Source organism: Billgrantia ethanolica (assembly GCF_021404305.1).
GTDB classification, from domain to species: domain Bacteria; phylum Pseudomonadota; class Gammaproteobacteria; order Pseudomonadales; family Halomonadaceae; genus Halomonas; species Halomonas ethanolica.
In genome coordinates this window covers 1,282,510-1,296,420 of record NZ_JABFTX010000001.1, presented here as the reverse complement: position 1 = coordinate 1,296,420, position 13,911 = coordinate 1,282,510, and the positions used below count along the sequence as shown (strand labels likewise).

13 protein-coding genes are annotated in these 13,911 nt (G+C 62.5%); all 13 read left to right on the top strand.

Features of this window, described 5'->3' with window-relative positions:
• The first annotated feature begins 15 nt into the window (after positions 1 to 15).
• Positions 16 to 1,707, top strand: a complete 1,692-nt coding sequence (locus HOP53_RS05805; RefSeq protein ID WP_234269134.1) for an HD domain-containing phosphohydrolase — start codon at positions 16 to 18, stop codon at positions 1,705 to 1,707.
• 187 nt (positions 1,708 to 1,894) lie between these two features.
• The gene (gene fliS / locus HOP53_RS05800; protein WP_234269133.1) at positions 1,895 to 2,314 is read left to right on the top strand and encodes a flagellar export chaperone FliS; all 420 of its coding nucleotides are present in this window, start codon (positions 1,895 to 1,897) and stop codon (positions 2,312 to 2,314) included.
• 6 nt (positions 2,315 to 2,320) lie between these two features.
• Complete coding sequence (locus HOP53_RS05795) at positions 2,321 to 2,698, top strand: flagellar protein FliT (protein ID WP_234269132.1); 378 nt, start codon at positions 2,321 to 2,323, stop codon at positions 2,696 to 2,698.
• Complete coding sequence (locus tag HOP53_RS21640; RefSeq protein ID WP_234269131.1) at positions 2,695 to 4,005, top strand: flagellar hook-length control protein FliK; 1,311 nt, start codon at positions 2,695 to 2,697, stop codon at positions 4,003 to 4,005. The genes HOP53_RS05795 and HOP53_RS21640 overlap by 4 nt, the downstream gene beginning before the upstream one ends.
• Complete coding sequence (locus HOP53_RS05785) at positions 3,986 to 4,276, top strand: EscU/YscU/HrcU family type III secretion system export apparatus switch protein (RefSeq protein ID WP_234269130.1); 291 nt, start codon at positions 3,986 to 3,988, stop codon at positions 4,274 to 4,276. The genes HOP53_RS21640 and HOP53_RS05785 overlap by 20 nt, the downstream gene beginning before the upstream one ends.
• Positions 4,277 to 4,599: 323 nt before the next feature.
• On the top strand, positions 4,600 to 4,926 hold the full coding sequence (flhD, locus tag HOP53_RS05780; RefSeq protein WP_234269129.1) for a flagellar transcriptional regulator FlhD: 327 nt from the start codon (positions 4,600 to 4,602) through the stop codon (positions 4,924 to 4,926).
• A 1-nt stretch (position 4,927) separates the two neighbouring features.
• Positions 4,928 to 5,503 carry a flagellar transcriptional regulator FlhC gene (gene flhC, locus HOP53_RS05775; protein WP_234269128.1) on the top strand — a complete coding sequence of 192 codons (576 nt, stop codon included), beginning with the start codon at positions 4,928 to 4,930 and terminating at the stop codon, positions 5,501 to 5,503.
• A gap of 172 nt (positions 5,504 to 5,675) precedes the next feature.
• Positions 5,676 to 6,548, top strand: coding sequence for a flagellar motor stator protein MotA (motA, locus tag HOP53_RS05770; RefSeq protein ID WP_234269127.1), 873 nt, complete (start codon positions 5,676 to 5,678; stop codon positions 6,546 to 6,548).
• Positions 6,545 to 7,498, top strand: a complete 954-nt coding sequence (gene motB / locus HOP53_RS05765) for a flagellar motor protein MotB (RefSeq protein ID WP_234269126.1) — start codon at positions 6,545 to 6,547, stop codon at positions 7,496 to 7,498. Before motA ends, motB begins: the two co-directional genes overlap by 4 nt.
• 60 nt (positions 7,499 to 7,558) lie before the next feature.
• Positions 7,559 to 9,703 (top strand): chemotaxis protein CheA, encoded by a 2,145-nt coding sequence (cheA, locus tag HOP53_RS05760; RefSeq protein WP_234269125.1) that lies wholly within the window; start codon positions 7,559 to 7,561, stop codon positions 9,701 to 9,703.
• Positions 9,704 to 9,705: 2 nt separating this feature from the next.
• Positions 9,706 to 10,200, top strand: a complete 495-nt coding sequence (locus tag HOP53_RS05755; RefSeq protein WP_234269124.1) for a chemotaxis protein CheW — start codon at positions 9,706 to 9,708, stop codon at positions 10,198 to 10,200.
• A 79-nt stretch (positions 10,201 to 10,279) separates the two neighbouring features.
• A complete protein-coding gene (locus HOP53_RS05750; protein ID WP_234269123.1) occupies positions 10,280 to 11,629 on the top strand; it encodes a methyl-accepting chemotaxis protein in 1,350 nt (449 codons plus the stop codon).
• 86 nt (positions 11,630 to 11,715) lie between these two features.
• Positions 11,716 to 13,902 (top strand): PAS domain-containing methyl-accepting chemotaxis protein, encoded by a 2,187-nt coding sequence (locus tag HOP53_RS05745; RefSeq protein WP_234269122.1) that lies wholly within the window; start codon positions 11,716 to 11,718, stop codon positions 13,900 to 13,902.
• The last annotated feature ends 9 nt before the right edge of the window (positions 13,903 to 13,911 follow it).

Genomic DNA, 13,911 nt, shown 5'->3' with positions numbered 1-13,911 from the left:
GGCGGAGAAGCAAGGATGGAGCAGCAAGGGGATGAATTCATACGGGTGGGGAGTCCGAGCGAGATCGAGGTGCTGCTGGATCAATTGATCCAGCCCGGCGGTGCCTCACTGCTGCTCGACAGGCCAGGCAGCGCCCCCATGCCGGTCGTCGTGATGGAGCAGGCGCCGCCAGCATCGATGCTCCTCGACATTACGGCAGTGCGTGAGATCGTCGGTGAACTGAAGCGTGGTATGGGCTTTCGTCTGCTGGGCCAGGTACACGGGAAGATGATCCGTACGCCATCCCTCAAGGCCCTGCAGGTGGAAGCCTTGCAGGGGCGGGTGCAGTGTCAGTGCGATTATCCCCACTATCTGGAAGAGATGCAGCGGCGTGAGGCCTATCGCGCCCGTCTGCGGCTGGGTATGGAGGTAGGAGCCATCCTGCGTGGCACTGAAGGAGAGGGGGATGTCACGGTTCAGGGCGATCTCAAGGACCTCTCTCAGCAGGGATGTCAGCTGGAGCTGCCGTCTTCGGCTGCCACTTTGCTGGCCGAAGCGGCACTGGTAGAGATTGAGTTGTGTTTCCCCAATGGCAGCCGCTTTACGGTGCAGGCGGCCCCGCGTCACAAGGTAGCGGACAGCGATCGCCAGACCCTGAGGGTGGGGTTCCAGTTCCACGCCTGCAGTGCCGAACAGGAGCGCAAGCTATGGTTCTTCGTGCGCGAGATCGAGCGCGAGTCGTCACGCTATGGCGATGAACCCGACGTGGGGCGGCTTCCTTCGATGCTGTTCCAGAGCCAATCTTCCGGTGCTTCACCATCGGTCGGCCGGCGTAACTTGATGAGCTACCCGACTCCCATGGCGCGACGCCTGGCGCGGGTGGCGGGCTACCTCGATGCGCAACTGCTGGAACTGCAGCAGGGCGATGACGTTGACCCTGTGCAGCTCTCCCGTCACGCCGACATGTTGCTCCAGCTGGCCGAGGAGGATATCGAGGCGCTGCTTTTCGCCACCCGCTGCCTGGGCCAGGAGCCGGTGCTGGTACGTCATGGTCTCGGCGTGGCCGTGCATATGCTGGCCCTGGCCGGTACCAGCTCGGTGCCGCGGGACGTGCGCAAGGCCTTGGCGGCGAGTGCCATGATTCATGATCTGGGTAAGGGGCTGCTGCCGTCCGGCCTGATCGCTGCCGGTTCGTTCGGTCCGGACGAGCATATCCAGCTCAAGCAGCATGTCGACCTGCTGGTCCAGCGGATGGGGCGCTGCCAGTGGCTGTCGGAGAAGGTGCTGCACGCCGTGGTGGTCAGCGCCAATGAGCGGCTGGATGGCAGCGGATACCCGGCGGGCGTCATGAGTGAAGGGCTCTCCGAGCTGGCGCGTATGAGTGCGGTCGTCGATGTGGTGGATGCCATGCGCCGCAACCGTGCCGACCGGCCGGCCTGGCGTATCGATGCTGTCTATCGGCACTTGCTCAAGTCGCCGCAGCAGTTCGACCCGCGCTGGGTGAAGCGCTATGTGCAGCGCTTCGGGCTGCGCCCGGTCGGTTCCCTGGTGCGCTTCTCCGGCGGCGCAATGGGCTGGATACAGCGGCTCGATCAGCAGGGCAAGCCGTTCCAGGTGCAGCTGACTGACGAAATGGCGCCGCCCGAAGAGACCATGGGTGAGGTGCTGCGCGGCGACGTCGAGTCGCGGCTGGGGGGTATGGTCGAAGAAGTGCCTGTTTCCACCTGAGCGGGGCTAAAGTCGGGTACTGTTTCGCCGATAGAAGGAAATAACCCCTAGGCTGCGGGCTTTTCACCAGAACCCTTTGCGCGAAGCCTGCCACACTTGCCGGGCTGATCCGTAGGCTGAGTACGCCTCGGGTTAAGCCGCAGCAAGGAATGGTATTCCGCAGCCACTATACATTGGAGAATCGTCCATGAGCATTGTGCGAGGAGCTGCCACTTACGGAAGGGGGGCGGGAGCCTACGCTAGAGTGGGTGTCGAAAGTGCCGTCATGTCGGCTTCGCCGCATCAGTTGATCGTGATGCTGTTCGACGGCGCCCAGGGAGCCATCCGTGCGGCTCGCATTCATATGCAAGCTGGCAATACCTTGGAAAAGGGCAAGTCCATTTCCAAGGCGTTGGACATCGTCAACAATGGCCTGATGGCCGCGTTGGATCTCGAGAAGGGCGGCGAGATCGCCGAGCGGCTCGGTTCACTCTACGACTACATCGGCAGGCTGCTGCTGGCAGCCAACCTGCATAATGACCAGGAAAGCCTCGATCAAGCCGAGAGCCTGCTGGATGACATCGCGTCGGCGTGGCGCGAGATTGGAAGCGCGGGAGCGCAAGGTTGAATGGCAATGTCCACTGCACGTGCCGTCCTCGACGGCTATGCCCAGCTCAGGCGGCAGGTCGCGATCATGCTCGAGCTGGCAAGGGCCGGTGAGTGGGATGACCTCATCGAGCGACAGTCGGGTTATCTGCAACTGGCAGACCGACTCCGGCAGCTCGACAAGGAGGCCCAGCTCAATCAGACGGAGATTCAGCTCAAGGCCGATCTGCTCGAGGCTATCCTGGCCGATGATCTGGCCATTCGTGAGCAACTGCTGGAGCGTCGTAACGAGCTCGGACAGTTGATGGGGGCCAGCCGGAGACAGCGCGATCTGCATCGCAGCTATGGCAAGCAAGCATCCATCGTCGTCGAAGCGAGCGACAAGTTCGGTCCGGAGACGCCGTGAGTGGCATCACGCCGCTGCTGGACACGCTGCTCCATCAGGTGCTGGGCAAGCGTGTCGATACGGCGCCGCCGCGAGATCTGAATGAGCCCGTACGCCCGGTCGATCCTGGTGAGGGCCCGCGGGCCCTGCACAGCGACTCGCGCCTGGATGGGCGACGCCCTGCCGTAGCACCTCTTCCCGGTGCGACGACCTCATCCCAGCGTGGCGAAGGTCAGGCGCCGCGAGCCGATACACTATCGTCACCCGCGTCCACCCAGACCCACTTCAGCCCCTCGGCACGTACCATTGCCGATCTTCTGCTGCGCTTCCCGGCCCCGCCCTCGGTATTGAGCGCACCTGCTCCGTTGATCGGAGCGAGCGAGACGCCGGGCGCCACGACACTGGCCGATAGGCTGCAGACAGCCATACGCGACAGCGGTCTTTTCTACGAATCGCACCTCTCACGCTGGTATCGCGGCGAGGTGAGTCGCCAGCAGTTGGAGCGCGAGCCGCAGATGATGCGCACCCTGCGCTTCACCCCTGCATCGACACCCCCCGCAACGGCCGGCACTGCGCCTGCTGCGCCATCGGCCGCAGCCATGCCGCCATTGCCTGGCCAGGTGAGCCCAGGCCAACCGATACCTGGCCAGGCAATGGCGGGACAGGCCATGCAGGGCCAGGCGATCCTGGGGCAGGCGGCACAGGCAGCGCAAACCTATATTTCGACAGAATCGCTGTATCCTGCCACAGCTCGTGGTGAGCGCCCTGGCGGTGATGGGTCATCTTCCCTGCCGGGGGCAGCCAGGGATGTTACGACATCCACTGTGTCCCGTGAGGGTGCTGAGATATCGGCGCGTGAGAGCGTCGATCCGTCGCTGCGGACCCGCGGCGAGCCCGTGCACGAGAACCTGCAAGGTGTGGTCCGCCATCAGCTCGAAATGTTGGTAACGCCCATCCTGCGTTGGGAGGGGGATGTCTGGTCGGGCATCTTCATGGCCTTGATGATCCATATGCCCGCTGGGGCTCGGCGCGATGGGGAGGAGGCTGACAGCGGTGAAGACGATGCCTCTTCCCACGCCTGGCACTCCGAGCTCCGGTTGACGGTGCCGGGGTTGGGCGAGCTTGGTATTGCGCTTTGGTTGCAGGAGCAGCAGCTCAGGCTGCAGTTGCTGAGTCGAGACGATGTTGCGCTAGCTGTCTTGCAGGCCGGAGTGCCAGAGCTCGAGCGTCGGCTCCGGGCTGCCGGGCTCGAGACGGTATTGATCGATGCTCGTCTATGGGAGTCGGCAGCGGAAGGGGGAGAAGCGCATGACGAAACCCAAGCCTGAGCGTCGTCGTCAGGCGGTGGCGTTGGCCTATCGAGACGGCGATGATGCGCCTAGGGTGCTGGCCAAGGGCTACGGCGACATGGCCGAGCGAATCCTGGCCGAAGCCCAGCGTCAAGGTATCTACGTTCATGATGCCCCGGAGCTGGTATCGCTGCTGATGGGGCTGGATCTGGATGAGCGAATCCCGCCGATGCTCTACCAGGTCATCGCGGAACTACTCGTTTGGGTGTATGAGGTTGCCGATGGGCAGGGGATACAAAGAAACGATTAGTGTGTTTGTGTAAATTTTTGTAATTCAGTGGGTTTTCCGATCGATTTGTCAAGTGGTGTATGTAATCTTTTTTGTGTTGCCGCACAAGGCGTTAACAAACTAGTCCTAAAGGTTTAGCAGGCTCAGTATTGTGCATTAATGAGCCTGGAGTGCGCTAGCGGTTGGCAGGTTGTAAAACAGTGGTCACAATGCGCATGTAAGCTCTTTTCCAGGCTTCCAGCTATCGCGATGGCTAGCTTTGTCAGCGGGACCTGGGACTCGACACAGAAAGAAACAAAAATATAAGTACACGTGATTCAACCACGTGCAGGGAAACTCGAAAAATGAAGAATACGAATCACCTGGATGACATCCAGGAGCTCAATCTTGCCTATCTGCTCCTGGCTCAGCGTCTGCTCAACGACGACCGGGCTGCGGCCATGTTTCGTTTGAAGATCGATGTCGAAACCGCCGATCTGTTGCTTTCGCTCGGTGCGGCACAGCTGACGCGTCTGGCGCGTACCAATCAACTTCTCTGCCACTTCGGGTTCGAAGGTGCCGAGAAGCTGCGTCAAGTCGTCGATAACCCCCGTGACAATGGATTGTCTCAGTTCCACGCCTCGCTGCTCATGGCAGGCCGTGGGACGACTTCCTTGTCGCGGGGGGTGTGAGATGTCGCAGAAAAGCCTCGTCGAGGAGATGCAGCAGGTCCAGTTGGCCATTGAGTTGATCGAGCTGGGTGCACGCCTGCAGGTATTGGAAACCGAAACCGACCTGAGCCGGGCTCGTCTGATTCGGCTGTTCAAGGAAGTGCGCGGCATGTCGCCGCCCAAGGGTATGCTGCCATTCTCCACCGATTGGTTCATTACCTGGCTTCCCAACGTGCATGCCTCGCTGTTCTACAACATCTATCGCAATCTGCTCAAGGAGCAGGGGTGCGAGAGGATGCAGGCTTTCGTCACGGCCTATCGTCTCTACAGCGAGCAGGTCGGCATCGACCAGGCTGAGCCGGTACTGGCGTTGACCCGTGCCTGGACCCTGGTGCGCTTCTTCGAAAGCGACCTGCTGCAGCTCTCGGCATGCAATCACTGCGGCGGCAACTTCGTCGCTCATGCCCATACCCCGGATCATGATTACGTGTGCGGTATCTGTATGCCCCCTTCACGTGCCGGTAAGACGCGTAAGCGTCGCGAACGCGAAGCCGCCGAGGTCGAGCAAGAGATGGTGCTGACCAAGCGCGTCGGTTGATTCGCTTTTCGCCTCACGCTCGATTATGCCTTTGAACGCCGCCCCGGTCGGGGCGGCGTTCTGCTGTCTATCCACTCGAATTCATTCTTTTTTTCGGCAAGGCCTCAAGTGTTGCCGGACCAGGCCGATAGATTGGGTTAACGACACTCGCGTCCACTGAAGGGTATCGGTTGTGCTGATTCTGCTCGGTTACATCGTAGTCATACTTTGCGTCTTCGGCGGCTTCGTGCTGGCCGGCGGCTTCCTTGGCCCACTCTACCAGCCTACTGAGCTGCTGATGATCGGCGGCGCCGGTGTGGGAGCCTTCATCGCTGCCAACAACGGCAAGGCGATCAAGGCTACTTTCAAGGTTTTTGCCAAGCTCAAGCGCACCAAGAAGTACAACAAAGAGATGTACATGGAGCTGCTTGCACTGCAGTTCAAGCTGCTGACCAAGGTGCGCCGCGAAGGCATGCTGGGCATCGAGCGCGACATCGACAGCCCGCAGGAGAGTGCGCTGTTTCAGGAACACCCCAAGGTGCTGGCCGACCCGATGATCATGAACTTCCTGACCGACTACCTGCGCTTGATGGTGGCTGGGGGCATGGATCCCATGGAAATCGACGAGCTGATGCTGCATGAGATCGAGACCTTCGAGCAGGAGGCCCACATCCCGGCGGATGCCATCGCCAAGGTGGGCGACGCCATGCCGGCATTCGGCATCGTGGCCGCCGTCATGGGGGTGGTGAAGGCCTTGACCTATGCCGATGCCGGTCCGGAGCAGATGGGAGAGATGATTGCCCACGCTCTGGTAGGTACCTTTCTGGGGATTCTGATGGGCTACGGCTTCATCAACCCGGTGGCCAGCAGCATCGAGCGTCAGATCAAGGAAGCGGAGAAGATGCTGCAGTGCATTCGCATCACGCTGCTGGCCAGCTTGCATGGTTACGCACCGCAACTGGCGGTAGAGTTCGGCCGCAAGGCCCTGCACACCGCCGATCGCCCGGGTTTCACCGAGCTCGAAACCTACGTGCGTAACGCCAAGTCGGGTGCGGCAGCGGAATGAGTGCGGCGGGAGATAAGCGCCCGATCATCATCCGGCGCAAGAAGGTCGTCCACAGCCACCACGGCGGGAGCTGGAAGATCGCCCTGGCCGACTTCATGACGGCGCTGATGGCCCTGTTCCTGGTGATGTGGATCCTCTCGGTGGCCAGTGAAGAGCAGCGTCAGGGGGTGGCGGAGTACTTCAGCACGCCGTTGACCAGCGCGGTCACGGGGGGGGATCGCTCGGGCAGTACTCGTGCCATACCCGGCGGCGGCCCCGATCCGGTTCACAGCGACGGCGAGCGGGCGCGGATCGATACGCGTGAGTTCTCGCGGCCCAGCGAGCAGCAGCGTCGCTTCTTCATGGATCTTCAGCGGCGCATCGAGGCGGCGATAGAGGCCGACCCGGAACTGCGCGAACTGCGCCAGCAGATGCGCTTCGATCTGACCCCCGAGGGGCTGCGTATTCAGTTGCTCGATCATGAACTCAGGCCGATGTTCGCCATCGGCAGCGATCGAGTCGAGCCCTACATGCGCAGCCTGCTGCGGACCATTGCACCGTTGCTCAACGACTTGCCCAACTATCTCAGTATCAGCGGCCATACCGACAGCCGGCCCTATGCGGGAGGCTATCGCGGCTACAGCAACTGGGAGCTCTCCAGCGATCGGGCCAATGCCTCGCGGCGTGAGCTGGTAGCCGGCGGGCTCGACTCGGACAAGCTGCTGCGCGTATCGGGTTTCGCCGATCGCGTCATGCTGCCGGATACCGACCCGTTCGATGCCGATAACCGCCGTATCGAGCTGCTGGTGCTGCTGCCGGAAGTGGCGGAGTACATTCGCCGGCCTGGCATCCTGGGTGGGCCTGGCGTGCCGAGTCCGATGAGTACGCGTCTCGAGAGCGAAGTCGATCTGGCGCCCGTTGAACAATTTACCGAAAGTCTACGCCGCACGCTCAATCCCGAGCAGCAATAGCTCGAACAGGAATAGTGGCGCGACGATGAGAAACCCAATTGACACCAGGTGGTGAAGCGCATGGATATCACGGATTTCTATGACACTTTCTTCGAGGAAGCCGAAGAGCTATTGGCCGACATGGAGCGCTACCTCCTGGAGCTCGATGTGGACGAGCCGGACAGCGAGCAGCTCAATGCCATCTTCCGCGCCGCCCATTCGATCAAGGGGGGCGCAGGCACGTTCGGCTTCGATGCTTTGCAGAAGACAACCCACCTGTTCGAGAACCTGCTCGACCATACCCGCAAGGGCGAGCTGCGGCTGCGCCGGGATATCGTCGATACCTTTCTGGAAACCAAGGACATGCTCAGCGATCAGCTAGACGCCTATCGCAATGGCGACGAGCCCGATCAAGAGGCCTTCGAGCGCATCTGCCAGACGCTGCAGCGCCTGGCGCTCGAGGAGATCGGCCAGGACCTGGATAGCGGGGCGCCGGTCGCCTCCAGCCCCCAGTCCGCAGTGAAAGCCCAACCCGAGCCGGAGCCCGAAGCCCCCGTTGTGCAGGGCGCGGCGAGCGGCTCCGATCTGCGTGTCGTGGCGCTGTTGAATGTCGGTGAGAAAGACCGACAGCTGCTCGTCGAAGAGCTGGGGCAGTTGGGCGAGGTCGTCGCGCACGGCGGGGATGAGGCGTGCTACGAGGTCACGCTCAGCTCCAGCGTGAGCAACGACGACATCGAGGCGGTGATGTGCTTCATCATCGACACCGATCAGATCAAGATTCGTGATGCCGAGGCGGGAGGCGCGCCAGAGGCCGCAGCGCCGGCAGCGGCACCCGCGGTGGAGGAGCCGCAGGCGGTTCCGACCCCGAACCAGGCTCAGGCCGCAGTGGAGCCTGCCCCCTTGGCTTCGTCCGCCGCTAGTGTCAAGACCGATAGTATCAAGACCGACAGCGAGAAGCCTGCCAAGGCGAAAGCCAAGGCCAAGGGCGGCGGCGAGTCAACCTCCATTCGGGTCTCGGTCGACAAGGTCGATCAGATCATCAACCTGGTGGGCGAGCTGATCATTACGCAGTCGATGCTCGATCAGACCGTCAGCGAGATGGACAACGTCGCCAACAGTGCTCTGCAGAACGGCATGAGCCTGCTGCAGCGCAATGCCCGGGACCTGCAGGAATCGGTCATGTCGATTCGCATGATCCCCATGGATTTCGTCTTCAGCCGCTTCCCTCGCGTGGTGCGTGAAACCGCCGCCAAGCTGGGCAAGGAGATCGAGCTGGTAACGGAAGGCGAGTCCACCGAGCTCGACAAGAGCCTCACCGAGCGCATCATCGACCCGCTCACGCACTTGGTCCGCAACAGTCTCGATCATGGCATCGAGCCGCCCGACGTGCGCCAGGCGGCAGGCAAGCCGCGTACCGGCAAGCTGGTGCTCTCGGCCAAGCACCAGGGCGGCAACATCATCATCGAAGTGATCGACGACGGTGCCGGGCTCAACCGCGACAGGCTGCTGGCCAAGGCGCGGGAGAACGGACTGCCGGTTAGCGATGCCATGAGCGATGACGAGGTGTGGCAGCTCATCTTCGCACCGGGCTTCTCCACCGCCAAGGAGGTCACCGATGTCTCCGGCCGCGGTGTCGGCATGGACGTGGTCAAGCGCAACATCCAGGGCATGGGTGGGCACGTGCAGATCATGTCCAGGCCGGGTGAAGGCACCACCATTCGTATCGTCCTGCCGCTGACGCTGGCGATTCTCGATGGCATGTCGATCAAGGTCGGCAACGAGATGTTCATCCTGCCGCTCTCTGCCGTGCTCGAGTCGTTGCAGCCATCGCGTGAGGATCTCTATGCCATGGCTGGCGACGATGTAGTGCTCAAGGTGCGCGACGAGTACCTGCCCGTGGTGGCCGTACATGAAGCCCTCGACGTGCCCAAGGCCAAGACCGAACTGACCGAGACCATCGCCGTGATCGTGCAGGGCGAAGGGCGCCGCTATGCCCTACTGGTCGACGATCTGGTCGGTCAGCAGCAGGTGGTGGTCAAGAACCTGGAAACCAATTACCGCAAGGTGCCGGGCGTCTCCGCCGCCACCATCCTGGGCGATGGCAGCGTGGCGCTGATTCTCGACATCACCGGCTTGCACCGCCTGAGCCGGGAAAAGAAGGAAAAGCGCCGGCCTGAGCGCAAACCGGCACTCGAAGCCCTCACCGTCAAAGAGCTGGAGATCTGATCATGAACCAGACGAATGATGCAGCACTGGCCGCTGCCGAAGCCCATAACCGCGAATTCCTGGTGTTCTCGCTGGGCGAAGAAGAGTACGCCATCGACATTCTCAAGGTGCAGGAAATTCGCGGGTACGAGAACGTCACCCGCATTGCCAATGCCCCGGACTTCATCAAGGGGGTGACCAACCTGCGCGGCGTCATCGTGCCCATCGTCGATCTGCGCATCAAGTTCCATCTCGACAAGGTGGAGTACGGTGGCCAGACCGTGGTGATCGTGGTGAACGTCGAAGATCGCGTCGTCGGCATCGTGGTGGATGGCGTTTCCGACGTCATGACGCTCTCTCCGGATCAGATCAAGCCGGCCCCCGAGTTCGGCGTCACTCTGTCGTCGGATTTTCTCAGCGGCCTGGGCAGTCTCGACGATCGCATGCTGGTCATCGTCGACATCGACAAGCTGCTCACCAGTGACGAGATGGCGCTGGTCGAGAGCGTCGCCGATTGAGGCCGTCAAGTTTCTGACGGGCAAGCCGATATCACCATTACCGGCGACTTGCTTGCGGGTAATTGCCAGGGGGGGAGACGTGAAGCTACTCGATAACCTGACGGTCAGGGCCAGTTGGTTTCTGGTATTGCTCTTTTTCGGCGGCATGATCGTCGTGCTGAGCGGCCTGGGGCTCTATGCCTTGCAGCAAAGCGCCGTGGCCGTCACGGCCATGGCTCCGCATGCCGGGGAGTCGGGTGCCGCTTATCAGGCGGCGTTCGAGACAACGGCCAGCCTGATGCGCCTGGCCATCGTCGCCGCCTTGAGTGGCTCCCTGGTCGTCATGGTCGTCGTCGTGTGGGGCATCAGCGTCAACGTGCTGAAGCCGCTGGCACGTCTGGTGGAGTATTTCGAAGGCCTGGCCAAGGGCGATCTCTCCCAGCCGGTGGAGAATCGCGGCAACAATGAGATCGGCCGGCTCTTCACCTCGCTACGTCACATGCAGGAGGGGCTGTCCGAGACCGTCGGCACGGTACGCAGCAGCAGCGAGGGTATCTACGTCGGCGCCCAGGACATTGCCGATGGCAACGGCGAGCTGTCATCGCGTACCGAGCAGCAGGCCGCTTCGCTGGCTGAGACCGCCTCGAGCATGGAGGAGCTGGCTTCCACCGTGGAGCAGAACGCCGACAATGCGCGCCAGGCCAGTCAGCTGGCGGCCGAAGCGTCGCGCACCGCGGCTCAAGGCGGCGAGGTGGTCGGTGAGGTCGTGGCGACCATGCATGACATCAGCGAAAGCTCGCACAAGATGTCCGACATCATCGGCGTGATCGATAGCATTGCCTTCCAGACCAACATACTGGCGCTGAATGCCTCGGTGGAGGCCGCCCGTGCCGGTGAACATGGCCGCGGTTTCGCCGTGGTGGCTCAGGAAGTGCGCAGCCTGGCAGGGCGCAGTGCCTCGGCGGCGGGGGAGATCCGCACGCTGATCGCCGCTTCGGTGGAAAAGGTCGACGTCGGCACGGCCCGTGTCGACAAGGCGGGTCAGACCATGAAGGAAATCGTCGCTGCCGTGCAGCGTGTGAGCGACATCATGGACGAGATCGCCTCGGCCTCGCTGGAGCAGAGCAACGGTATCGGCCAGGTCAACCAGGCCGTGACCCAGATGGATCAGGTCACCCAGCAGAACGCCGCGCTGGTACAGCAGGCGGCTACGGCTGCCACTCAGCTCGAAGCCGAGGCGGCTCGTCTGCGGGAGGCCGTGCTGCGCTTCCGCCTGGCAGGGCAAACCGGCAGCGCGGGGCAGGAGCGTGCCGTGCGCCCTGCTCCCGGTAACCCGCAAGTCGCCAGGCTGGCGCACGATCCGCTGCCGGCCAAGCGCCACGACGCACAGGCAGCAACGTCGAGTTCTACGCGGAATGAAAAAGAAGAGGAGCAGTGGGCCTCGTTCTGAAGCCTTGCAGCTCCCTAGCAGGTGGAGACACGCACACGTCGCTACTCCGCTCCCTGATGAAACGTGGTAGCCGAGGGAACAACAAAATGCGCAATAACCAGCCGGTCACGCAGCGGGAATACCAGCTCAACGACCAGCATCTGCTGATCACCCGGACCGACCTCGATGGTCGGATCACCTATGCCAACGCGGCCTTCGTCGAGGTGAGCGGGTTCGAGCATGCCGAGCTGATCGGAGCGAATCACAACATCATTCGCCACCCTGACATGCCCCCTGAAGCCTTTGCCGATCTGTGGCAGGCGATCAAGCGCGGCGACTCCTGGCAGGGCGTGGTCAAGAATCGGCGCAAGAACGGCGACCATTACTGGGTCAAGGCCACGGTCACACCCATCGTCGAGGGTGGGCAGTGCCTGGGCTATACCTCGGTGCGAACTGCTGCGGAGCCGAGTGAAGCCACGGCAGTGGAGCGCGCCTATGCGCGAATCCGAGCAGGGCGTTCCGGTCTCGCCATTCGTCAAGGGCAGGTGGTTCGTCGCGGGCCGCTAGGATGGCTGGCGCGTACCAATCTGCACAGCATACGTGCACGCCTCTCCTTGCTGACGTTTTTCGCGCTGCTGCTGCTCACCATCAGCGGCGGTGTGGGCCTCTACGGGCTGCAGGCATCCGGCGAGCGTCTGGCGGAACTCAACCGAGATGGCCTGCAGGACGTGATTCGTCTGCAGCAGCTCGATCAGGCGATCGCCGACGCACCGCAGCGCCTCTCCGGACAGGAACGAATGGCGCTGCTCAACGTACGCCACGACATCGCCGAATCCCTTTTGTCCGGCAGCGAGCGCCTGACACAGCTGTGGCAGGAGTACCTGGCGCGGGAGGTCAACCGTACGCCGGCAGCCATGGAGTTCGATGCCGCGCTCACCAGCTACATGCAAGAGGGCCTGATGCCCATGGCGGAAGCGTTGGGAGGTCCCGAGGCGTTCGATGCCATGATGGCGCTCAACAACGAGACGGCAGGTCTGCGTGACAGCGCCGATGGGCTGTCGGAACTAGTCAATCAGCTCGTGGAGCAGCAGCGACTCGCCGCGCTGAGCATGGCGGAGGAGGCCGAGCGTGGTCAGCAGCAGATGCTGTTCGGACAGCTGGCTTTCCTGGCCCTTGGCTTCGTGCTGCTGTTGGTGATCAGCGTGTGGATCATGCGTGCCATCACACGGCCGGTGCGACATGCCATCGATTTCAGCCTGCAGATTGCGTCGGGCAACCTGGCAGTGCGTGCGCCCAAGCAGAGCCGTGATGAAATCGGCGAGCTGCTGGGTTCGCTGGATACCATGCGCAAGAGTCTCTACAGCACCACCGAAAGGGTGCAGCGGGGCATCGAGGTGGTAACGCCGGCGTCGCGCTCGATCGCTCAGGGCAACGAGGATCTCTCCGCGCGCACCGAGCAGCAGGCCGCTTCGCTGCAGCAGACCGCCTCCAGCATGGAAGAGATGACCACCACGGTGCAGCAGAACACCGACAACGCTCGTCAGGCCAGCGGGCTGGCGCTGGACAATGCCAGCCGCGTGCGCGACACCGGCGAGCTGATGCACGGCGTGGTGCAGACCATGGGTCGCATCACCGCCGGTGCGGAGAAGATGAAGGACATCATCAACGTGATCGATTCCATTGCCTTCCAGACCAACATCCTGGCGCTGAACGCCTCGGTGGAGGCGGCGCGGGCGGGCGAGCAGGGGCGTGGTTTTGCGGTGGTGGCCGGTGAGGTGCGCAACCTGGCCGGACGCAGCGCGGATGCCGCCAAGGAGATTCGTCAGCTGATCGACGGTTCGGCCAGCGAAATCCACGAGGGTGCCAGCCAGGTACAGCGGGCCGAGCAGGCGATGAGCGAAGTGGTGGCGGCCTCGCAGCGGGTCAACGACATCATGGGCGAGATCACCGCCGCCTCGGAAGAGCAGAGCAGCGGTATCGGCCAGATCAATCAGGCCATCACCGAGATGGACCAGGTCACGCAGCAGAACGCCGAGCGCGTGCAGCAGAGCGCGCGGGCCGCCAGCGATCTGCAGCATCAGGCCGAGCAATTGGCGCAGACCATTCGCGTGTTCCGCTTGCAGGGAGTCGGCCCCGAAAGCGTGCCGGTCGAAAAGGGTAATGAAACACCTGCACGAGCCGGTAGGCACACCAAGCCGGCCCATACGCCAGTCTTGCAGCATGACCCTCTCCCCGCCAGGCGAGCTTCGACCGGGAATCGGTCGGCGGCTGAGGAGGAGTGGGAAACGTTCTAGTCGGGGACT

Bases quoted from the DNA above. Each gene is read 5' to 3' on its own strand.
- HOP53_RS05805 (WP_234269134.1), top strand. From the start codon at position 16: ATGGAGCAGCAAGGGGATGAATTCATACGGGTGGGGAGTCCGAGCGAG.
- fliS (WP_234269133.1), top strand. From the start codon at position 1,895: ATGAGCATTGTGCGAGGAGCTGCCACTTACGGAAGGGGGGCGGGAGCC.
- HOP53_RS05795 (WP_234269132.1), top strand. From the start codon at position 2,321: ATGTCCACTGCACGTGCCGTCCTCGACGGCTATGCCCAGCTCAGGCGG.
- HOP53_RS05785 (WP_234269130.1), top strand. From the start codon at position 3,986: ATGACGAAACCCAAGCCTGAGCGTCGTCGTCAGGCGGTGGCGTTGGCC.
- flhD (WP_234269129.1), top strand. From the start codon at position 4,600: ATGAAGAATACGAATCACCTGGATGACATCCAGGAGCTCAATCTTGCC.
- flhC (WP_234269128.1), top strand. From the start codon at position 4,928: ATGTCGCAGAAAAGCCTCGTCGAGGAGATGCAGCAGGTCCAGTTGGCC.
- motB (WP_234269126.1), top strand. From the start codon at position 6,545: ATGAGTGCGGCGGGAGATAAGCGCCCGATCATCATCCGGCGCAAGAAG.
- cheA (WP_234269125.1), top strand. From the start codon at position 7,559: ATGGATATCACGGATTTCTATGACACTTTCTTCGAGGAAGCCGAAGAG.
- HOP53_RS05755 (WP_234269124.1), top strand. From the start codon at position 9,706: ATGAACCAGACGAATGATGCAGCACTGGCCGCTGCCGAAGCCCATAAC.
- HOP53_RS05745 (WP_234269122.1), top strand. From the start codon at position 11,716: ATGCGCAATAACCAGCCGGTCACGCAGCGGGAATACCAGCTCAACGAC.